This is a genomic window from Chitinophaga eiseniae, assembly GCF_900167135.1.
Lineage (GTDB): Bacteria > Bacteroidota > Bacteroidia > Chitinophagales > Chitinophagaceae > Chitinophaga > Chitinophaga eiseniae.
The window spans coordinates 1,043,676-1,065,459 of the sequence record NZ_FUWZ01000003.1; the positions used below are offsets into that span (position 1 = coordinate 1,043,676).

General features: G+C 52.7%; 14 protein-coding genes. 2 read left to right on the forward strand and 12 right to left on the reverse strand.

Features of this window, described 5'->3' with window-relative positions:
- Window positions 1–130: 130 nt before the first annotated feature.
- The 10 genes from B5D63_RS23405 to B5D63_RS23445 all read right to left on the reverse strand — a co-directional run bounded on the left by B5D63_RS23405 (window position 131) and on the right by B5D63_RS23445 (window position 15,434).
- A complete protein-coding gene (locus B5D63_RS23405; RefSeq protein ID WP_078671253.1) occupies window positions 131–1,126 on the reverse strand; it encodes a Gfo/Idh/MocA family protein in 996 nt (331 codons plus the stop codon).
- Between the two features lie 17 nt (window positions 1,127–1,143).
- A complete protein-coding gene (locus B5D63_RS23410) occupies window positions 1,144–2,337 on the reverse strand; it encodes a Gfo/Idh/MocA family protein (RefSeq protein WP_078671254.1) in 1,194 nt (397 codons plus the stop codon).
- Between the two features lie 17 nt (window positions 2,338–2,354).
- Window positions 2,355–3,548 carry a nucleoside permease gene (locus B5D63_RS23415; protein ID WP_078671255.1) on the reverse strand — a complete coding sequence of 398 codons (1,194 nt, stop codon included), beginning with the start codon at window positions 3,546–3,548 and terminating at the stop codon, window positions 2,355–2,357.
- Between the two features lie 4 nt (window positions 3,549–3,552).
- Entirely contained in the window at window positions 3,553–6,645 is a 3,093-nt protein-coding gene (locus B5D63_RS23420) for a PQQ-dependent sugar dehydrogenase (RefSeq protein ID WP_078671256.1), read from the reverse strand.
- A gap of 212 nt (window positions 6,646–6,857) precedes the next feature.
- Entirely contained in the window at window positions 6,858–8,450 is a 1,593-nt protein-coding gene (locus B5D63_RS23425; RefSeq protein ID WP_078671257.1) for a RagB/SusD family nutrient uptake outer membrane protein, read from the reverse strand.
- 18 nt (window positions 8,451–8,468) lie between these two features.
- Window positions 8,469–11,939: a TonB-dependent receptor gene (locus tag B5D63_RS23430; protein ID WP_200817077.1), complete on the reverse strand. Its 3,471-nt coding sequence runs from the start codon at window positions 11,937–11,939 to the stop codon at window positions 8,469–8,471.
- Between the two features lie 227 nt (window positions 11,940–12,166).
- Window positions 12,167–13,210 (reverse strand): FecR family protein, encoded by a 1,044-nt coding sequence (locus B5D63_RS23435; protein WP_159456129.1) that lies wholly within the window; start codon window positions 13,208–13,210, stop codon window positions 12,167–12,169.
- Window positions 13,211–13,510: 300 nt separating this feature from the next.
- Window positions 13,511–13,648 carry a hypothetical protein gene (locus B5D63_RS35125; protein ID WP_159456130.1) on the reverse strand — a complete coding sequence of 46 codons (138 nt, stop codon included), beginning with the start codon at window positions 13,646–13,648 and terminating at the stop codon, window positions 13,511–13,513.
- A gap of 151 nt (window positions 13,649–13,799) precedes the next feature.
- Window positions 13,800–14,351, reverse strand: coding sequence for an RNA polymerase sigma-70 factor (locus tag B5D63_RS23440; RefSeq protein WP_078671259.1), 552 nt, complete (start codon window positions 14,349–14,351; stop codon window positions 13,800–13,802).
- 201 nt (window positions 14,352–14,552) lie between these two features.
- Window positions 14,553–15,434: an MBL fold metallo-hydrolase gene (locus B5D63_RS23445; protein WP_078671260.1), complete on the reverse strand. Its 882-nt coding sequence runs from the start codon at window positions 15,432–15,434 to the stop codon at window positions 14,553–14,555.
- Between the two features lie 214 nt (window positions 15,435–15,648).
- Between B5D63_RS23445 and B5D63_RS23450 the strand changes: the two genes are divergently transcribed.
- Window positions 15,649–17,730, forward strand: coding sequence for a heavy metal translocating P-type ATPase (locus B5D63_RS23450; RefSeq protein ID WP_078671261.1), 2,082 nt, complete (start codon window positions 15,649–15,651; stop codon window positions 17,728–17,730).
- A gap of 23 nt (window positions 17,731–17,753) precedes the next feature.
- On the opposite strand, the gene B5D63_RS23455 is transcribed toward B5D63_RS23450, so the two are convergent.
- Window positions 17,754–18,272 carry a DinB family protein gene (locus tag B5D63_RS23455; protein WP_078671262.1) on the reverse strand — a complete coding sequence of 173 codons (519 nt, stop codon included), beginning with the start codon at window positions 18,270–18,272 and terminating at the stop codon, window positions 17,754–17,756.
- Between the two features lie 141 nt (window positions 18,273–18,413).
- Between B5D63_RS23455 and B5D63_RS23460 the strand changes: the two genes are divergently transcribed.
- On the forward strand, window positions 18,414–18,941 hold the full coding sequence (locus tag B5D63_RS23460) for a DinB family protein (protein WP_078671263.1): 528 nt from the start codon (window positions 18,414–18,416) through the stop codon (window positions 18,939–18,941).
- A gap of 39 nt (window positions 18,942–18,980) precedes the next feature.
- Here B5D63_RS23460 and mgtA read toward each other — a convergent pair whose 3' ends face one another.
- Window positions 18,981–21,692: a magnesium-translocating P-type ATPase gene (gene mgtA / locus B5D63_RS23465; protein ID WP_078671264.1), complete on the reverse strand. Its 2,712-nt coding sequence runs from the start codon at window positions 21,690–21,692 to the stop codon at window positions 18,981–18,983.
- Window positions 21,693–21,784: the final 92 nt, after the last annotated feature.

The following is a 21,784-nucleotide window of genomic DNA, read 5'->3' on the forward strand; positions in this document are numbered from 1 at the left end:
CAGCGCAAAAAGAAACCCTGTGGCCGGGTAAAGTGTACAATGGGACCACGATGTACATTAACTACATGGAATGGGACTGCGAGTAAATAAAACCCCGAAGCAGGCACGATACCCGCCCCGGGGCAGGGCGCTACACATTCATCATTACAGGAGCGCCTTTTTTCTTTTTGCTGGCATCAGCAGCCTCCATAAAGGCCATCATTTCAATCGTCTCCTGTGGTTCCACCGGCACTACGCCGGTTTCGAAGAAGGAAGCGATCTGTAATACCAGCGGCTGGTAAGAACTGAAATCACCGATGGGCATAATACCTTTCTCGCCAAAAGCATGACCACCAAAGCCATACGGCCCCTTGATCACGCCGCGCAGCGTACCGATACGGCCATCGGCCCATACACCGGTCACCTGGTCCATATCAGCAGAGGTAGTACGGGTCACCTTACGGCAACCGGGCCCCATCAGGGCAAACAGCATCTCTACACCGTGGATGCCGTACCAGAACAAGTCGGGATGCGTTTTCTCGGTGGGCGACGGCGTATACACGTCGGCACCGGCCACCTTGCCGATCTTACCCTGTTTCACCTGCCGGATGCTGTCAATAAAACGTAGCGCGGAAGAAGAGAACACGGGCACCTTGTATTTTTCAGCTGCCTTAAAAATAGCTTTGGTGTCTGCGAGGGAGGCGGCTATCGGCTTATCGATAAAAACCCTTTTCCCTGCTTTGAACACCGGGAGCGCCTGCTCCAGATGCACACGCCCGTCATTGGACTCCAGTAGCACCACATCCACCTTCTCCAGCAACGCGGCTATGGAATCCACGATCTCCACGCCCAGTTCTTTCACCTTCGAGAGATGGCCCGGTACCATCTCCAGGCTGGAAGCAATGTCCTTGCTTCCCTGCGGGTAAGCCGCCACCACTTTGAAGCCATGGTATGCCGGGTCTGTATTCGGTGCATTGAACATTTTAGTGAACTCCACACTATGCGAAGTGTCCAGCCCAATGATACCTATCCGTTTACCTGCTGCGGACGTACCGGCAAACAGGGAGCCGGCCCGGCCGACAAGGCCGAGCCCCACACCCGTTATTGCTGCTGTTCTGAGAAATTTCCTGCGATCGTATGCGGTCATATTTTTTTATTTGATGATTAACGGGTCACTTCAATGATCTTCCCGCTTTGTTTTTCCTTTAATATCAGTTTGGTGCTGCCAAAGTGTGTCTTTTCTTCTTTGATCAGGTAGTGATGCTCGTCATAATCCACCAGCGATGCGCCTTTGGCAACACCTTCCAGCCCACGCCATATGTCCAGCTTTACCGGCTCCCACAGCTTACTGGCGGCGCTCCTGTATGCAGCATCCAGGATAGCGTTCACTACATAACCGTCGTAGAAAGATTCCCGCGGCGCCTTGTTTTGTTCGATAGCGTTGAACATATCAGCGAACATGTGATTGTACCCGAGATCATTCAGTTCATCCCCTACGGGAAACAACCAGCCGGTATTGCTCTCTGCTTTCTCTGCTACGTAATCCGCGCCCTTGCCCGTGGTGAACATATCAAAACCGGTACGCAGGAAGTTGTTGAGCCAGATGGTCCCTTCGGTGCCCATCACCTCGTCGCGGAGGTCCAGGCCGCCGCGGAAAGTCCAGCTTACCTCAAACTGTCCGATAGCGCCGTTTTCGTACCGTACCAGTGCGATGGCATGGTCTTCCGCATCGATGGGTTTCACCTGTGTATCCGCCCAGCACATCACTTCCACCGGCTTGATGTCTTTACCTATGAAGCTGCGGGAAATCTCCACGCAATGACATCCCAGATCGAGGATACAACCACCGCCGGCCTGCTCTTTGTCCCAGAACCATTCGCTGTGCGGGCCAGGATGCGTTTCCCGGGACTTGGCCCAGAGGATACGGCCCAGCGCGCCGGCCTGTACGCTCTGCAAGGCTTTGGAAAATTTAGGCGTATACACCAGGTCTTCCATATAACCATGGAAGATACCCGCCGCTTCTACCGCCTCCAGCATCCTTTTGGCTTCTTCCGCATTACGCCCCAGCGGCTTGGTGCAAATCACCGCTTTCTTTGCTTTACAGCAGGCCATTACAGCCGCTTCATGCAGGTTATTCGGCAAAGCGATACACACCACATCCACCTCCGGATGGTTGATCGCTTCTTCCATCGCCGTGGTCCAGTGAGGCGTTTCATAGTCGGCCGCAAACTTCTGCGCGCTCTCTTCCCGGCGCGAATAAATGCTGACGATCCTGTCTTTACTGCGCTGACTGTGGATGGAATCGGCATAAAACCGGCCGATAAAACCACTGCCCAGCATGGCAATTTTTCTTCCCATATGAAAATGTTTTATAATTATTGTCGATCATCATCCCTGAATAAAAAAACAAATAACAGCAAGAATACGGCGGTAATGCCCGCGGGCACCAGCCAGATCGCCTGCCAGTCATAGACCGGGCCGGCAGCGGTAACATGACTGAACTGCCGCGCTACAAACCCTGATACATAAGAACCAACCAGCATACCAATGCCATAGGTAGCCAGCGTAATCAGTCCCTGTGCCGCACTCCTTACTGCCGCTCCCGCTTTCCGGTCGGTATAAATCTGCCCGGTCACAAAAAAGAAATCATAACACATGCCATGCAACACAATACCACCATACAACATCCAGGCGCCAGTGCCGCTATCGCCATAAGCAAACAGCACATAGCGTAATATCCAGCAGGCCATGCCTAATATCAGCATCCGTTTTACGCCCATGCGTACAAACAGCAACGGCATCAGCAACAGGAACAAAAACTCAGATACCTGTCCCAGCGTCATCTTGCCGGCGGCATTGCTCATACCGCTGTCGTTAAGGAACGCGTTCGTAAAACTATAGTAGAAAGCCAGCGGCACACACACCGCGATGGCGGTGATAAAAAATAACCAGTAAGACCGGCTCTTAAACAATACCAGCGCATCCAGTCCCAGTACGTCGGACAGCTGTACCTTCTTTTTCACCGGCGGCGTGTCCGGCAGAAAAAAGCTGTACACGCCCAGCAGCAAAGAACTGGCCGCAGCGATATGAAAGGTCAGCGCTGAAGCTTCCACTTTTGCAAACCCTATCAGCAGCCCGGCAGCAATCCATCCTACGGTGCCGAATACACGTACTGAAGGGAACTCCCTGCCGGCATCGGTCATCTGCCGGAAGGAGATAGCGTTGGCCAGCGACATCGTAGGCATGTATAACAATGTATACAGTAATATCAGCCACCAGAAACTGCCAAAATCCTGTACACTGCCGGTCAGGTAAAGCGTTACCGCCCCCGCCAGATGCAGTACCCCCAGCACTTTCTGCGCCGCAAAAAAACGGTCAGCGATCAGCCCCACAAAAAACGGGGAGATAATGGCCGCAATGGATAGATTGGCATACGCCGCCCCCACCTGCACCGCATCTGCTTTCAACGCTGTGATCAGGTAAGTACTCATGGTGACGTACCATGCCCCCCAGGTGAAGTACTCCAATAACATCAGGACAGACAGCCGTAGCCGTACGGAAAAGGACATAGGTTTAGTTGTTGTTGGAGAAATGTATCCAGTCTATGTTAAAGAGATAACCGTCTTTGCCATCCGCGCTTTTAAACACAAAGTACAGGTCATGCTGACCGGTAACCGGTTGTACCGCGGCAGTAACGGTTTTCCAGCCAGCAGTTCGACCGGCAGCCGCTGCATTGCCGGCTTTGATGGCCACCTGGCCCGCCAGCGGGCCATCCTGCTTGTCCAGCCGTATCTCCAGCACACCGCCGATGCCTTGCTCCTGCACATTGAACTGCAGGCTCTTCACCCCATCCATATACAGCCGGTTGAACCGCATGTAACTATTATTGCGTACCGCGGTATATGCCAGGTTGGCGGTAGTGATCGTAATCAGGCTGACGTTACCTTCATCAAAATCTTCTGCCTGTACACGCGGGTTCTTCAGCATGATATATTCTCTGCCGGTAATCGGCTCTATGTTATTTGCGCCTTTATCGGTGTAAGTGGCCATCAGCAGGTATCCACCTTCAGTGCCTTTACCCGCATGTGCTTTAAACGGTTGTACGCCGTGCATCGGCAGGGTGCCCTGCACGCTGCTGAGGGAAAGGATATAATGCACAATTTCCCTGGCATCTTCCGCGGACATGTCCGGATGGGCGGACATGGTGCGGTTGCCCCAGCTGCCGCTGCCGCCGGCAATGATCTTCTCCGCCAGCTTGTTCACATTGGTTTCGTTATCGGGATAACGTTTGGCCACCTCCAGTAAACTCGGACCGATAGATGCGGTATTCTCGGTATGGCAGGACTTGCAGTCCAGCGACCAGAACAGCTGATGTCCCTTAGCGAACTTCGTATTGCCTCCACCGTTATTGGCCAGTACCAGTGCAAAATCTTTTCCCATCGGGAGATAATCAAAGGTGATTTTAATCTTGCTGCTGTCCGGCGTGCCATCTTCCGGATCTGTCACCATTACCTTGTAATCCAGCGCTGCATTGTCCCAATAGAAGCTTTTATTGGCCGATGTGAATATCTTTACGTCCGGTGGCGTGTTACCTACTTTAATATCCACAGAAGAAGTGCCTTTACCGCCATGGTCATCGGATACGGTCAGATCTGCTTTATATACGCCCGGCTTCGTGAAGGTGTGTTCCACCTGTTCGCCTGTCAGCTGCTGGTCTCCGATTTTCCAGGTATACGTGAGCTTATCGCCTTTATCGTAATCCACGGAACCGTTGGCAGAGAACTTCACGGTCAGCGGCGCACCGCCGTACAATTGGCTGCTGCGTATATTCGCCACCGGTTGACGGTTGCCTTCCGAATAGGTGATACGTACCAGTTTGGCGTTGGAATTTTTGGAGAACCAGTTGGTGCCGTATTCCAGCATGTAGATGCTGCCGTCGGGAGCGAATTGCATATCAGTAGGCGCCGCAAAGTCAATATTTTCCAGAAAAGGTTCCATGCGCAGGTAGTTACCTGCGGAATCCAGTGTTACCGCCATAATCCAGTGCCGCATCCATTCGTAGATAAAGAGCTTACCGTCGTAATAGTTGGACAGTTTATAGGGAGCATCTTTAAAGTGGTCTGCATAAAACACAGGACCGGCCATGGCAGTCTCTCCTCCTTTGCCCACCATCGGAAATACAGGTGAAGCGGCATCGCCGTACCAGATCAATGCCGGTTGCGCTGGCGGCAGTTCTTTGATGCCGGTGTTGTGCGGTGAGTTATTGACAGGCCGCATCGGATCTTTACCCGGGCGTTCCTTCATAGTAGCATAGTCCAGCAATGGATATGCCTCGTTGTTACCATTGAAATAGGGCCATCCGAAGAAACCGGGCTTCTTTGCCTGGTTGATTTCATCGAAGCTCAGCGTGCTGCCTTCTGCGGAAGGCACTTTGGTATCCGGTCCCACGTCGCCCCAGTACACAAAAGCGTTCTTCATGTCTACGGAAAAGCGGTAAGGGTTACGGCATCCCATCACGTAGATTTCCGGGCGGCCTTTGGAGCCGTCTTTCGGGAAGAGGTTACCGTCAGGGATAGCATACGTACCATCCGGCTCCGGCTTGATACGCAGGATTTTTCCGCGCAGGTCCATGCTGTTGGCCGAGCTGGCCTGATCGTCAGACAGCTCGCGGCCCGCTCTTTCATCTACCGGCGTGTAGCCGTGGGTCTCTTCCGCATTGGTATTATCGCCAATAGAGAGATACAGTAAATCCTGCGGACCGAAGAACAGGTAACCGGCTGAGTGGCAGCAATAGCGGCGCTGGGTAGGCACTTCCATCAACACTTTTTCGGAAGACATGTCCAGCGTATCGCCATGCAGTTCCAGCCGTACCAGTTTGTTATACCATTTTTCACCGGCAGGCGCATAGTAAAAATATACCCAGTGATTTTTTTCATAGTGGGGGTCCAGCGCTACGCCCAGCAAGCCGTCTTCTATACCGCTGAACACATCGAAGCGGCCGATCGTTTTCGTTTGCCGCAGGTGGGCATCGTACATCTTCACCGCTCCCTTGCGTTCCACGAACAACACGTTGCCGCCGGGCAGGATCGCCAGCTCCATCGGTTCGTCCAGTCCATGGTCCAGTACCGTATAGGTGTAACGGTTAGTATCCGGCGGTGCAATGGTGAGGGTTTTGTTATAGTCCGGCCACGCGTTATTGCCTACAAGGTAACGGATCGCCGGCTGTATGGTTGCAGCCGCAGCTGTGGCAGGCAAAATATACAGACGGCCTTTGTCCTGTTCCAGTGCTTTGTTTTCCGGCAGGGTGTTCCATTCCCGCAGCCAGGGCCATCCCTGTTTAACGGCGCCACTGTCTTTCACTGCCAGGATGCCACCGCCACCGGCTTCTGCATACCGTTTCAGTGCTGGTATATCGCGGTAGTTCAGGCTGTCGGTCAGCGAAAAGGGTACGCATACCGCACTGAAATTCTTCAGGGAATCGTCCTGGAAATACTGTCTGTCTCCCGTCAGCACAATCTGCCAGCCTTCTTTTTGTCCTGCCTCCTGTAGTTGTTTCACCCAGGCGCTTTCTGTGTTTTTAGTGTAACATAAAATGCGGGTAACAGAACGCTTGGCCCCGCATGCTGTAAGCAATGCGAGCAACACAGGCAACCATAGTTTTTTCATTTCTTTCGATTATAGAGTTCACTTATGACAATTACGAATTACGAATTACGAATTACGAATTGGGGGCGTGTTTTACCGTAATAACCTGGTATTTGCCTTTACAGATAATAACCTGGTATTTGCCTTTATAGATATTTTCTTAACTGTTTTTCCAGGTTCATTTCAAGCCCTTGATTCATAGTCCACCCCAATTCGTAATTCGTAATTCGTAATTAATAACCGGGGTTTTGTTTGATACCGCCGCCGGTGCGGTCTATTTCCTGTTGTGGTATGGGGAACAGGTATTTATTTCCGGAGGCCGGCGCTCTGAAGGCGCTGCCTTTACCGTTGGAATAAGGTTTGGTGGAATAGTCTTTCATGGTGGACACGTAGATGTTCCAGCGTAACAGATCGAACACGCGGCCATATTCGCAGCCCATTTCCACACGGCGCTCGTGGCGCACGGCTTTGCGCAGATCAGCGGCAGCCGTTACCGCCGGCAGCGGGGTGCCGGCGATCACCCTTTTACGGGACACCGCCTCCACATCCGTATGGGAAGAGTTGCTGGCGCGGTCACGTACCATATTGATGTAGTTGGCTGCTTCCTGTTTGCTGCCGCCACTTTCGATCAGCGCTTCGGCATACATCAGCAGAACGTCAGCATAACGCACCAGGTGCATGGTCCAGGCGTCATTGCCCCATCCCTGTCCGCGGCGGTTGGCCGGCAGGAACACTTTACGGTTATGGTGACCGGTATTGGGATAGGAAGAGAAATCCAGCGTTTCGCCTCCGGGGAACACATCGCCCTGATCGAGGACAGTGAAGAGGATGCGCGGATCGCCGGGTTCGTATTCATCCACCAGCGACTGAGTAGGGCAATCGAAGCCCCACCCGCCTACGCTGCGTGGCGAGCAATAGATAGGCAACGTAGTACCGTAGATGAAGGCTGCCGGGTCATCGCCGAAGATAATAGGGAATACTGCTTCAGGGCTTTTATACCCGTCTTTCAGGAACAGTGCCTGGTACTGGGGATCGAGCGTGAAAGCGCTGGCGTCGATCACTTTTTTAGCGGCATCGCGGGCTTTGGCGTAGAGGGTTTTATCATCTTCAGCAAAGAAGAGATAGGCGCGGGCCTGTACCGCCCATGCTGCTTCTTTGGTTACGCGGCCCAGTTCACCGGCGGGAAGATCTTTGCGGGAAGGCAACGCAGCGTCGTTGCCCACCGCTTCCAGTTCGCTGGTGATGAACTGAAACACTTCGTTGGAAGCTGCGCGCACAATTTTGTTGCGGTCTTCCAGCTGCAGTGTTTTCGTCAGCAGGGGAACGCCGCCGAATACACGCACCAGGTCGAGGTAATAGTACGCACGCAGGAAACGTATCTCCGCGAGGTAGCGGGCTTTGGTCTTATCGTCGAGCGGATTGCCTTTATCATCCAGCAGCTGTGCTGCCGGCAGGCGTTCCAGTGCTACGTTGCAGTTGCCGATGCCTTTATAGCAGGCGCCCCACAGGCCGTTGAGCGTTTCATTGGTAGCGAGGGAACGCCCCCAGCCCAGGTCAACCACAAAGGGACGGTCATTGGCGTCGGAACCGCCTTTATCACTTTCATCAGTGGCCATATTGCCCAATTCAGCCATCGCCGCCTGGTATCCCCAGAACTCATAAAACCCGAGGTAACAGTTAACGACCGTCTTGAAACCGGCGCCCGGCGAATTGTAAAAATTTTCATCTGTTTGTTTTCCCAGCGGCGGCCTGTTCAGGTAATCCTTCGAACAGGAAACAGTCAGTAAAACCATCAACAACGGTAAAGTATATACGATCTTTTTCATTACGGACAGTGTTAAGGATTAAAATTTAGCGTTCACTCCTACCATGAAAGTACAGGCCTGCGGGAAGTATCCCTGGTCGATACCGATCAGGCGCGGATCGGAGTTGCCCATTTCCGGGTCCAGGCCGCTGTAATTGGTGAAGGTGAACAGGTTCTGTGCACCTACGTATAACCGTAACTGTGGTATACGCGCCCTCTCCAGCCACTTCTCCGGGAAGTTATAACCCAGCTGTATGTTTTTCAACCGCAGGTAGGAGCCGTCTTCCACGAAATAGTCAGACACGCTGCTGTTGAGCGCGGAATTGGAAGAGATGCGGAAATACTTGTTGGTAGAGCCTGGGCCGTTCCATGATTTTTCCAGGAAGCCCTGCGGAGCGTTGTACCAGCCGGTGCCGGACTCGGTATCATATCGCAGGATGTTCATCACATCATTACCCTGTGAGCCCTGCCAGAACATACCCAGGTCGAAACGTTTGTAGTTCAGGTTGATGTTCAGACCATAGACGAAGTCGGGCCACGGGTTACCGATCATGGTGCGGTCAGCGGCGTCCAGTTTACCGTCCGGGCCGGGCACGATGTTACCATTGGCATCAACGCCGTTGATATCTTTAAAGCGGATATCACCCGGGCGGGAGCTGAGGCGCTGCGGGCTTTTGTCCACTTCTGCCTGTGTCTGGAAGATACCGTCTGTCAGCCATCCGAAGTAGTAGCCTACCGGTTTGCCTACTTCCGTTTTACTGATTGTTTCGCCGAGATGCGCGGTGGTATAGATAGGTTCTCCGCCGCCCATGCTCAGTACTTCGTTGCGGAATGTGGATACATTGAGACGCACATTATACGAGAAGTCGCCGATGTGATGACTGTGTCCCAGCGACACCTCCCATCCTTTGTTGACCATGCTGCCCGCGTTGGTCCAGAAGTCTACCCTGGGATATCCCATAGTGGTAGGTATAGGTACCACCACCAGCATGTTGCTCACCTTTTTGTTATAGTAATCCACCGTCAGGTCCAGGATGCCGTCCCAGAAGGTCAGGTCCAGTGCGAGGTCTGTCTGTTTGGAAGTTTCCCATTGCAGGCTGGGATTGGCCATCGTTTGCCGTTCTGCGCCCAGGTAACCCGTGCCGGTGTTGCCGAACAGGTAACGGAAATAAGTATTGCCATAGGTAGACAGGTACAATCCGCCGGTATTCACATATTGGTTACCGATAGCGCCGTAGCTGGCTCTCAGTTTACCGCTGGTCAGCCATCTCAGGTTGGCATTTTTGATGAAGTTTTCTTCAGAGAAGCGCCATGCTGCGGAAGCAGAGGGAAAAGTACCCCAGCGGTAGCCGTCACCGAAGTTGGAACTGCCGTCCCGGCGCACGTTGGCGGCCAGGATATAACGGTCAGCATATACGTAGTTGACACGGCCGAAGAAAGACTGCAAGGCGCTGGAATAGGTATAACCGGACGCACCGGGGTTCATCGTAGCTGCATCGATGATACGCATATCAGGCTCATTGTTCACGATATTCTGTTTGGAGGCCGCGTAAGACAGGCCCTTGGTCAGCTCTGCAGAGATACCTGCCAGTGCTGTGATATGGTGTTTACCGAAAGTCTTGTCGAAATTCAGCGTATTCTCCCAGACGAAATAGTTGCTCCAGCTGGAACTGTTGCTGACGGTATTATAAGTGGCGTAATCAAAAGAGTTCAGGAAGTAAGCCGGTGTGAAGCCTTTGGAGAGGCCGCGTCCGAGGTCCATCCCGAAATTGCTGCGGAAGGTCAGCGGGTCAATGATTTTCACATCCAGCGCTGCGCCGCCTTTGATCGCGATGCCCTCCCACACGCTTTGCTGCATACGCTCCACCTGCGCCACCGGGTTGGGCTTGTTGGTAAAGAGAATGCCCGCGTATTGGGAATAGGGATTATTGGCTTCGTAACCGGTCATGATACGCTGATAAAAAGCCGGGATGCTCTTCAGATTGTTGCGATATACCGGCGTGACCGGGTCTGCTGCCATCGCGCTGAAGATGGTACCGGTGAAAGGGTTGTTCTCATCCACGTTGCGGCGGTTTTCATAGATCAGGCCGAAATTGGTCGTGAGTTTTACGCGGGAGCTGATATCGGCGATAACATTGGTACGCCAGGAGAGGCGTTCATAGTCGGAGCCTTTTACGATGCCCTGTTGTTTCATGTAGCCTGCGCTGGAAGCGTACACCAGGTTTTTACCGGCCCCGCTCACGCCTATGTTGTAGCTCTGGATGGGCGCGTTCTGCTGCATGATTTCTTTCCACCAGTCGGTACCGTTAGGGCCGGCGTTATCGTTGACAAATTTCAGCACCTGCGCCACTTTTTCCGGGGTATCGATATCCGTTGGCAGCGGTGCGCCGTCGGCCTTGTAAGCCTGTATTTTATATTTAATGAAGTCCGCTGCGTTGAGCATGTGTGGCCGTTTCCAGGCGGACTGCCAGCCGGTGTAGGTATCCAGCGTCACATGCATTTTGGTATCGTTACGGCTGCCTTTTCGGGTGGTAATGATCACTACGCCGTTAGAGCCCCTGGACCCATAGATAGCAGCGGTGGAGGCATCTTTGAGGATGTCCATGGCTTCGATGTCGTTGGGGTTGAGCCAGCCGATGTCTGTCTGCGGGAGACCGTCCACAATATAGAGCGGCGTGTTGCTGCCGCTGATGGAGCCGATACCACGGATACGTACCACGGGTGCGGACCCCGGGCTGCCGCTGCTCTGTGATACGGTCACGCCGCTCACCTTGCCCTGTAAGGCTTCCGCCGCATTGCGTACCGGCACGTTGCGCAGGTCTTTACTATTGACAGAGCTGATGGCGCCGGTCACATCTTTTTTGCGCTGGGTACCGTAGCCGATCACCACCACCTCATTCAGGCCGCTGGTGGATTCTTTCAGGGTGATGTTCATCAGCTGTTCGCCGGCAGGCGCCGGCACTTCCTGTGTAACGAATCCCATGTAACTGATGACCAGTATGGCGCCGGGACCGGCCTGCAGGGAGAAGTTACCGTTCACGTCTGTCACTGCGCCCTGGCTGCCGCCTTTTACTTTTACGGACACGCCTACCAACGGCGCACCTTTCTCGTCGGCCACCTTACCGGCGACCCTGCCCGCCTGTTCTGATTTCGGGGAGATGACCACCAGGTTGTTGTCGACGATGCGGAAAGCCAGCGCGGAACTGTCCAGCATCCGCCGCATGACTTCAGACAGGGGCGCGTCCTTCACCTGCAGGTCTATTTTACCCAGCTGCCGAATGGCCGTATAGTTATAGAAAAAACGGTAGTCGCTTTCCCGCTGGATCTTCGAGAAGATCTTGTCAGCGTCCGTCTTCACAAAAGAGAGCGTGAATTTCGCCTGTGAAAAAACGGTTGCTGAAGCATGTAAACAGGACAATAACACCACAACAAAACATAACTTCATCATGAGGAGTAGTTTGACTGTCTGGCTGAGCGCATAGGAAGCCCCTCCAAATCTGCTTTTTTTCATAGATTTGTTTTAGAAAGGTTTGTAAAGAAGGGTGTAAGTGAAGTTTCTCAGGCTGACTTACCCCTGTACATACACATAAGCCTTTTGGGGGAAGAGCCGATCTCTTCCCTTTTTTATTCCGGATGAAGCTTATCTCATCCTTCGTACATACTTTCAGGTGATACGTGCGTATAACAATGTGTTCATTACAGGTAATTTTTGAGTTGATAAAATGTTGCGCTGATGTATTATCTAGACAGATAAACCTGTCGCTGTACTATTCTATAGTGGAATCCTGTGGTCATCTGCAACAGCCGCAGCGCCTTGTTGACATCCTCTTTTTCAAACACGCCGCTTAGTATTTCTTTCTTCAGTGTTTCGTCTTCAAAAACGATATTAACGTTGAACTGTCTTTCCATTTTACGGGCCACTTCCGCGAAGGTTTCATTCATGAAGGCCAGTTTCCGTTGGCGCCAGGCGGTTTCCATGACCAGGCCGGGGTCTTTGCTGCTGGCAAGTTCCTGCACGCGGAAGTTGACATGTTGTATGCTGTCATCTTCGTGGATGATGGTCTGTTGGTTGAGCGACAGCACCAGTTTTTCGCGGGGCAGCAGCACTACTTTTTTCTCGGGGCTGTTGCGCATCATCACCTGTACTTTCCCGGTGATGACGGCTACCTCCGCTTTCTGATCATCGCCGTACGCCTTTACGTTGAAGGAGGTGCCCAGCACCTGGATGGCGAGATTATCGGAATGAACAATGAATGGTTTGTTATCATCTCTGGCTACATCAAAAAATACTTCACCGGTCACGTTCACATCTCTGCTGTTACCAGCGAAACGAGCATCATAGGTTATTTGGCTGCCTGCGTTGATCCATACCTGCGTACCATCCGGCAGCAATGCTTTGATAGTGCTGCCCATAGGCGCACTGATCTGTTGCAGCGCCAGTGCCGCAGGTTGCTTTTTCCGGGCCATCCACCACATGCCTGCGCCTACTGCCGCCAGCAGCACCGCGGCAGCTGCCCACCAGTAAGGACGCCTGGCAGATATTACCGGCGTTTCAGGTGTCTGCGCCTGCGTTTGTGTTTGCAGGACCGTTTCGATTTTCTCCCAGCCATCCAGTATGACAGCTGTTTCCGGCGCCGGCGCCTCCATCGTGTCCAGCACGTTTTCCATGAAACGGTAGTCCGGGCTTTGCGCCAGCAGTTGCTCCAGTTCTTCCAGTTCCTCTCTGCTCGCCGCCCTGCCGGCTTTTCGCGCCATCAGCTCCAGTATTCTTTCTGCTTTCATTGAATGCTTAGATAGTGTACCTGCGAAAAGGACACGGATAAAAACCGGATTCCCTAAAAAGAGGAAAAAAAATTTGCGGCGGTTTCGTTGGTGATTCCGTTGCATGTCACCCTTCATCGTTTACCGCTCATAGTTCCCGTTCATGATTCACCGCTCATGGTTCATTGTTCATGGTTACCGTTCATGGTTCACTGTTCATGATTCACCGCTCGTGGTTCCCCCACGCACGCCCCGTGGCTGGAAAACAAAAGGGCCAATCCTGACGGACCGGCCCATGTTGTTCGTTTGTTTTGTTTCGGTTTATACGAGACCGGTGGTTGTACACCAGAATGTATTTGGTGGAATAGTTGCTTTTTCGGCCTTCTTCTGGCCGGCTTCATTCAGTTTTACCAGTTTCATTTTGGTAATGTCGAGTTTTTTCTTTGTTTTCTTTTTCATAACAGACGGTTTAACGCGAAAAACATGGCGCTTACTCTTTTCTGAAGGTTTTCAGCTTTCCCTTGTCCCAACAAACAATTCAGGTTTCAGTGGCAGTGTAAAATCGATTTATCCGTCAATTTACAAAATATACCATGCAAAAATACCGCAGTCAGACGACGGTGTGTTGCAGAAAGGGTTGTAGCGAGGCCGACAGTTTTTTCAGTGCGATCATCAATTGTGCATCTACCGTCTTGGGTGAAATATTAAGGATACCAGCTACTTCTTTATAAGACAGCCCATCTTCCTTCACCAGTTTAAAGATCATCTGGCATTTGGGGGGCAGCATCCGGATGGCTGCCGCAATAGCGTCCTGCAGCTCGTGGGTGAGCAGCCGTTGTTCTGCGCCTGCACAGAAACGTACCTGCGGAGCCTGCACATTGTCCAGGTCGGCCTCCTCAAAAGGAGTAGCCGCCCGTAACTGGTTCAACGCCGTATGTTTCACCGCCACATAGAGATATACCCTGATGTTATCTATCTCGTGCAGCGTATGGCGTCGCTGCCACAACTTCACAAATACGTCATTCACAGCTTCCTCCGCCGGCTGATGTTGCTTCAGGAATGCCAGGGCAAACTGATAAAGCGGGAACATCTGCTGCTGATAAAAAGCTTTAAAAGCCAGTTGATCATCGTGAAATTGTATGCGGTGTAGCAGCTCCTTCATATTTCATCGTGCGTAAGCACAATATAAAAATAATTTATTAAAACTAATTAGTTTTTAAATTATTTTCTTAAATAAAAAAGGATGAGCGGTTGGGAGGAGGCGGCTAAAACGAATTATCAATATACAGGAGTATTGCCCCGGACGATGGGGGCCTGGGAAAACGCCTTACAAGCCTGGGGGATACGGCGTAAGAACACGCCTCTACCGGTTCACCGGCGCCCCGCGCAGTATATCCCTGACCGTTTGTCCGGGCAGCACCCGGAACACAGGAATATTCAACGCATACCTGTCACACAGCTGCCGGATGCTTTGATCTATCTGTTCCGGCGTATACCGTGAAGAAAAATGCCCCAGTACCAGCTGCTGCACATTGGTGGCGCTCACCATCTCTATCACTTCCTCCAGGCGGCTGTGCAGGTTCTTATAGGAAGGATGTTCAATGACCTCGTCACCGCCAAGGAAGGTGGCTTCGTGGATCAGTATCTCTGCGTCCTGCCAGGTATCCGGACTGGCTACCGGCGTATCGCCGGAGTAACAGAGGATATTACGGCGTACTTCTATGGTGGTTTTTTCCTTTCCCTGCTCCATCCCTATTCTTCGTATATCCTCTTGCGTTAGCCCCGCCAGTTCAGGGCGTAACTTGCGCCGGGTCTGCAAGATCTTATAACCCAGGCTGCGAACAACATCCGGGGCGGCGCGCACATGTTCATTACGCAACGGCACTACCAGGATATCCTCCTTAATGCGGATTTCATCGCCGGGCGCCACCGGCATCCATACGGTACCTGACACGTGCGGATCGAACCGCTTGGTAAAAGCTTCCAGCGCAGGATAAGAACCACCGTCCCGGGGGTAACAGATCACCGGGAAACCATCCCGCGCATTCAGTTGATTGAGTTGTAACAAACCAGTCAGATGGTCCCTGTCGGCATGGGAGATAAATACATGGCTGATTTTCCTGCTTTTCTGCAACAAAGTGGCACTTACGCCGTCTCCCGCATCCAGCAGGAGGCCCAGCTCTTCTACAAAATACCAGGTGGAAAACAAAGCCGTGGAATAGCCGGTAATCGTTAACGCTTTCATAGCCCAAAGCTACGCATATTAACGACCGCTTTTTGCAACGACGGTGTAAAAATAGAATGGGCGGGCATCGGTGGAAATACTTAATTTTGTGGCATGCGGATCGTTCCTGTAATCATACCGCATACCCTGATCATTTTCCGTAAACAAGCATTATTGAGACTGCCTGTGCGTTCCTGACGCGCAACAACATTTTTGTGCCCATAAAAGCGTTATCATGAAAGAAAATATGACCGCAACGCCCGTCGCTCCCAAACCAGCCCACGCCTGCGACGGCGGCCATCAACACAAGCCGGGAGAGAAACATGACCATGATCACGGTCACGCCCATACGATGATGATATTCGGCAAAAACACAGAACTGTATTTCAGCCTCCTGTGCGGCGCTACCCTGGCCATCGCCTGGATACTCGGTCGCACGCTTGTGGCCGCAGGCTCCATGCCCGAAAGCGGATTGTTACCTATCCTCATCGCTTCCTACATTTTCGGCGGCTTCTATACCGCCAAAGAAGCCATCGAAACCATCTCCAAAGGCGGTTTCGAAATTGACTTCCTCATGCTGGTAGCGGCAGCCGGTGCAGCCATCCTCGGCAAATGGGAAGAAGGCGCCCTGCTCCTGTTCCTCTTCAGCCTCGGCCACTCCCTGGAACACTATGCCATGGAAAAAGCCCGTAAATCCATCACCGCACTGGCCGACCTGGCACCCAAAACCGCCCTGCTAAAAACCGGCAGCGGCACGAAAGAAGTAGATACCGCTGAACTGAAAGCCGGTGATATCATTGTGGTAAGACCCAATACCAAAATATCCGCCGACGGGATCGTCGTTGCCGGCACCAGCAGCGTAGACCAGGCCCCTATCACCGGAGAAAGCGTACCGGTCAACAAAACGCCGGTCGATGATCCGTCTTCGGCATTACAACAGGTAAAACAATTAAACGCCCGCTATAAAGTATTTTCCGGTTCCATCAACGGCAACGGCTCCCTCGAAATCATGGTGAGCCAGCCTGCCAGCGACTCCACCATCTCCCGCCTCGTGAAGATGGTCAACGAAGCACAGTCCCGGAAATCGCCCACGCAGCAGTTCACCGACCGCTTCCAGCGCATCTTCGTGCCGGCAGTACTGATACTGGTGCTGCTCCTGTGCTTCGCCTTCCTCGTACTCGACGAACCGTTCAGCGCCAGCTTCTACCGCGCGATGTCGGTACTGGTAGCCGCCAGCCCCTGCGCACTGGCAATATCCACCCCCAGCGCCGTACTGAGCGGCGTGGCCAGAGCAGCCCGCATGGGCGTACTCATCAAAGGCGGCCGCCCGCTGGAAGACCTGGGCAATCTGACCGCCGTGGCTTTTGATAAAACCGGTACCCTCACAGAAGGTAAACCGAAACTGACCAGGGTGGCGCCGATGAACGGCCATAGTGAAACCGACCTGCTACAGGCAGCCGTAGCAGTGGAAGCCCTCAGCGATCACCCGCTGGCCAAAGCCATCGTAAGGGATGGTAAGGCCCGACTCGGCGACATCACCATTCCGGAAGCACAACAACTGGAAGCAGTACTGGGCAAAGGCATCAAAGCCACCTGGCAGGGCGCTCCGGTATATATCGGCAACCTCGCCCTCTTTCAATCACTCGATCAACACCATCCTTCTCCCGAACTTATCGCAGACGTGCAGGAACTGGAACGCGGCGGCCATACCACCATGGTGGTGCGAAAAGGGACCGTTTACGCCGGTATCATCGCTGTAATGGACACGCCCCGACCCGAAGCGGCAGAGGTGCTTAAAACGCTTAAAAATGTGGGAATACGGCGCATGATCATGCTTACCGGCGACAACCAGCAGGTGGCCGACGCGGTGGCCCGACAGATAGGCCTGACCGACGCATGGGGCAGCCTCCTGCCGGAACAGAAAGTAGAAGCCATCCAAAAACTCGCCCGCGATGAACATAAAGTCGCCATGGTAGGCGACGGCGTTAACGACGCCCCCGCCATGGCCAACAGTACCGTCGGCATCGCTATGGGCGCCGCCGGTTCTGATGTGGCGCTGGAAACGGCAGACATCGCCCTCATGGGTGACAAGCTAACCCTACTGCCCTTCGCCATCGGCCTGAGCAGAACGGCCAGCAGGATCATCAAACAAAACCTCTGGATGAGCCTTGGCATGGTCGCCATCCTCATCCCGCTCACCATCACCGGCATCGCCTCCATCGGCCCCGCTGTGATGGCTCACGAAGGCTCTACGCTGGTGGTGGTATTCAACGGACTACGGCTCCTCGCCTACAATAAAAAAATCCCGGGAAAATAACCCCGGGATTTTTCCTTTCACCATCAGGCGTAGTGCTTCCGCAAAAATGCTGCGATCACCGTCAGATGATGATTATCGTGTTCTGCTATAAAATACAACATATCGGCCAGCGACAGCTGCTGGCCCAAACGCTGATGCATCGCCCGCTTCTCCATATCCTCCGCAGAAAAATGCTCTACCTGCTTGAGGAAATTATCCCGTACCTGCCGGAAATGATACACCAGCTCACTGATCGGATACTGGTTGTGATGCGCCTCTACCGTCATCCTGTTTTCCGGGTCCGCCGCAGTCAGCGTCCTGCCCGCCAGCAAATCCTCCAGCCGCTGGTCATGCAGCAGCTCTATATCCGAAAGATGACCGATATGCTCTTTCACCGACCACTTACCCTCATCCCGCACCTCCATAATGTCCTCCGGCACCAGCACCGTCATCTCATCCAGCCGCGGCGCCGTGGCACGTAACCGCTCCATGAAAAAAGGAACATAGTCAACCGTATGCCCCCACTGAAAACGACGGTCCGCCCATTTCAATAATGCTGTCATAAATTAAAGCCTCCCGTATTGGTAACGCCTCACCAACGGAATTGTTGCCCCTTTTCCGTTCATAAATTTCTGTTTGCCCATACCGCCTGAAGCCATTACCTTCGGCCTATTATTCATCCCCCCAATAATTACAACAGCGTTATGAGAAAGCTACTCCCCGCATGGCTGATGCTGGTATCCGTTCAGGTATTCGGACAAACGGCCACGCCTACCCTGAAATCAGTTTTATTGGCGCAACTCCGCAGCACCCACAACAAGGCTGAGTGGTTCGTGCCAGCCAACACTGCCGTGGCGGGCCTCACCGCCGAACAGGCCAACTGGAAGGACAACAGCGGCAACCATTCCGTAGGTCAACTGGTACAGCACCTCGTATTCTGGAACGAACGGCAACTCAGCAAATTCCAGGGAAAAGAAGTAAAAGACTTTAAAGGCGACAACAACGAAACGTTTGCCAATGTAGACAAAACAAGCTGGGAAACAGCGGTAAAAAAACTGGACGAAATACTGACCGGGCTGGAACAATTCGTGGAAAAAGCGGATGAAAAGACACTCTCCGCTGCAGCTGGCAACATCGCCAATATCTCTGCCCACAACGCCTATCATACCGGCCAGATCATCTTCGTCCGCAAAGAACAGGGATCATGGAACCCTGAAAACGGCGTGAAATAAATATACAGCCGGGTTGTACCTGCAACCCGGCTGTATTGGCTATAACCAGCTGTGAAAACGCCGGATAAACCAACTTTTCACCCATTGTGTCAACACGCAATAGCCTGCCAGTATAGCGAACAAAAATGGAAAATACTGCAGGGGCAACGGTTGCATTTTTAACATCGCGGCCAGCGGAGAAAACGGCAGCAGGATGCCCACCGCCATCACCAGCGTGGTCAGCGCCAGCACCGGTGCAGTCGCCCAGCTCTGGACAAACGGTACCTTCCGCGTACGGATCATATGCACGATCAGTGTCTGCGACAACAACCCTTCTATAAACCACCCGCTCTGGAAAAAGGCCTGATGTTCCGGCGTATTCGCCTTAAAAAAGAAAAACAACAAGGCAAACGTTATATAATCAAAAACAGAACTGATAGGTCCGATAAAAAACATAAACCGTGCAATACCGGAAGCATCCCACTTCTTCGGCTCCGCCAGGTATTCCTTGTCCATCCGGTCCCACGGAATAGCGATCTGCGAAATATCATACAACAGGTTCTGTACCAGCAACTGAACAGGCAACATCGGCAGAAACGGCAGAAAAGCACTCGCGCCCAGCATGCTGAACATGTTACCGAAATTACTGCTGGCAGTCATTTTAATGTACTTGATGATATTGCCGAAAGTTCTTCTCCCGTAAATCACGCCTTTCCGTAATACCATCAGGTCTTTCTCCAGTAAAATAATATCCGCGCTTTCTTTGGCGATATCTGTGGCGGTATCAACAGAGATACCCACATCCGCCTCCCGCAGGGCCGCCGCATCGTTGATACCATCGCCCATAAAACCAACGGTATGCCCTTTCTGCTGCAACACTTTCACAACACGGGTTTTCTGCAACGGACTGAGTTTGGCGAAGATGCTGATATGATCAATCTCTTTCGTTAATTCCGCATCGCTGATATTGTCCAGGTCCGGCCCCAACAAGATATTACCAGCCGGTATTCCTACATCCCGGCAGATCTTTCCGGTCACAACTTCATTATCGCCGGTCAGCACTTTCAGGGTAACGCCCAGCTGCTGCAACGCTTCAATAGATGGCTGCGCAGACGGTTTGGCAGGGTCCAGGAAACCAATGAAGCCGGTCAGTATCATTTGATTTTCATCGGCCACTCCGTAAGTAAGCGCCCGGTTATCGAACTCCCGGATGGCGACCAGCAGCACCCGCAGCCCCTCTTCGTTGAGCTTGCGGGAAATACGGAGGATATGGTTGCGCATTCCTTCGTCCAGCGCCATCACGTTATCATTTTCAGGATGAAGTTCCTTGTCTTCCCCCGGGTTAAAAGCATATGAACAAAGGGCCAGCATCTCTTCCACGGCTCCCTTACAGATGAGCAGGTGCTTTCCATTATGTTGCTGTAAGATCACCGACATACGGCGGCGCTGGAAGTCAAAGGGTATTTCATCAATTTTGGTATAACGATCACCGGCCTGCAGCTGTTCATGCACCTCCCCATGTTCCAGCACCGCCTGGTCCAGCAGATTTCTCAGCCCCGTCTGATAATAACTGTTGAGGTACGCCCATTTAAGCACTTCTTCGTCATCCTGTCCCAGTACATTCAGATGTCTTTCCAACACGATCTTATCGATCGTCAGTGTGCCGGTTTTATCGGTGCAGAGAATATCCATGGCGCCAATATTCTGAATGGCATTCAGCCTTTTGACGATCACTTTCCTTTTGCTCATGTTCAGCGCCCCTTTGGCAAGATTGGCGGTAACGATCATGGGCAGCATCTCCGGGGTAAGCCCTACGGCTAAGGCGATAGCAAAAAGCAACGCAGACATCCAGTCGTGTTTTACAAGTCCGTTGATAACAAAAATCAGCGGCACCATCACCAGCATAAAACGGATCAGCAGCCAGCTAACGCTGTTCACCCCTTTATCGAAACTGGTTTCCGCCCTTTTGCCGGTCAGTGTTTTACTGAAGGAACCGAAGTACGTCTGATCGCCGGTATTGACGGCGATGGCAGTGGCAGCGCCGCTGACCACATTAGTGCCGAGGTAACAGATATTCTCCAGTTCAAACGGGACACGACGTTCTGCATCTGCAATGCTGAACGCCCGTTTTTCTACCGGCAGCGATTCGCCGGTCAGTATCGCCTGGCTGACAAATAAATCTTTGGATTGCAGTATCCTGCAATCGGCTGGTATCATATCACCGGCAGACAACAGGAAAATATCGCCGGGCACGATTTCCCGGATAGGGATCTCCGCTGCGCCTGCAGGATGGCGCAGCACCATGGCGGTCGTTTTCACCATGCTTTTAAGTTTTTCTGCCGCCCGGTTGCTGCGGAACTCCTGCCAGAAACGCAATACAGAGCTGAGCATGACCATCACGCCCACTACCGTTACCGTTTTATAGTCCTGCTCACCGGGAGCCGCCAGCCATACGTCCATGATCAGCGATATGATCGCAATCACCACCAGTACCGCAATAAAAGGATTGAGGAATGCCTGCAGCAATTGTTTGTACCAGGCCGGGGCTTTTTTATGGGTAATTTCATTCGGGCCAAACAACCACCGTTTGGTCTGTACCTGGTTATTTGTCAGACCGCCTTCCTGGCTGTCCAACAGGTTCACGGCCCCGGCCCGGTCGCTCTGTGCTACCTGACGGATTTTCTTCGCTGCCAATACGTTAAAACCGTCTGCAGTTACCTGCTGCGTAAAAGGAATATGCCGCCGGATGCTGCCTGCTGCTGTTCTGATCATGACTGTAGAATAATTTAATGGTCAGCCTGGCAGCCGCTGATCAAAAAAAGTACAGGGCGGCCTGGCTTACATTACCGGATGTCCGGGTCCTG

Coding starts and splice junctions, on each gene's coding strand:
- B5D63_RS23425 (WP_078671257.1), bottom strand. CDS start 8,450: ATGAAAAAGATCGTATATACTTTACCGTTGTTGATGGTTTTACTGACT.
- B5D63_RS23440 (WP_078671259.1), bottom strand. CDS start 14,351: ATGAAGGAGCTGCTACACCGCATACAATTTCACGATGATCAACTGGCT.
- mgtA (WP_078671264.1), bottom strand. CDS start 21,692: ATGATCAGAACAGCAGCAGGCAGCATCCGGCGGCATATTCCTTTTACG.
- B5D63_RS23455 (WP_078671262.1), bottom strand. CDS start 18,272: ATGACAGCATTATTGAAATGGGCGGACCGTCGTTTTCAGTGGGGGCAT.
- B5D63_RS23405 (WP_078671253.1), bottom strand. CDS start 1,126: ATGACCGCATACGATCGCAGGAAATTTCTCAGAACAGCAGCAATAACG.
- B5D63_RS23420 (WP_078671256.1), bottom strand. CDS start 6,645: ATGAAAAAACTATGGTTGCCTGTGTTGCTCGCATTGCTTACAGCATGC.
- B5D63_RS23450 (WP_078671261.1), top strand. CDS start 15,649: ATGAAAGAAAATATGACCGCAACGCCCGTCGCTCCCAAACCAGCCCAC.
- B5D63_RS35125 (WP_159456130.1), bottom strand. CDS start 13,648: ATGAAAAAGAAAACAAAGAAAAAACTCGACATTACCAAAATGAAACTG.
- B5D63_RS23410 (WP_078671254.1), bottom strand. CDS start 2,337: ATGGGAAGAAAAATTGCCATGCTGGGCAGTGGTTTTATCGGCCGGTTT.
- B5D63_RS23435 (WP_159456129.1), bottom strand. CDS start 13,210: ATGAAAGCAGAAAGAATACTGGAGCTGATGGCGCGAAAAGCCGGCAGG.
- B5D63_RS23460 (WP_078671263.1), top strand. CDS start 18,414: ATGAGAAAGCTACTCCCCGCATGGCTGATGCTGGTATCCGTTCAGGTA.
- B5D63_RS23445 (WP_078671260.1), bottom strand. CDS start 15,434: ATGAAAGCGTTAACGATTACCGGCTATTCCACGGCTTTGTTTTCCACC.
- B5D63_RS23430 (WP_200817077.1), bottom strand. CDS start 11,939: ATGAAAAAAAGCAGATTTGGAGGGGCTTCCTATGCGCTCAGCCAGACA.
- B5D63_RS23415 (WP_078671255.1), bottom strand. CDS start 3,548: ATGTCCTTTTCCGTACGGCTACGGCTGTCTGTCCTGATGTTATTGGAG.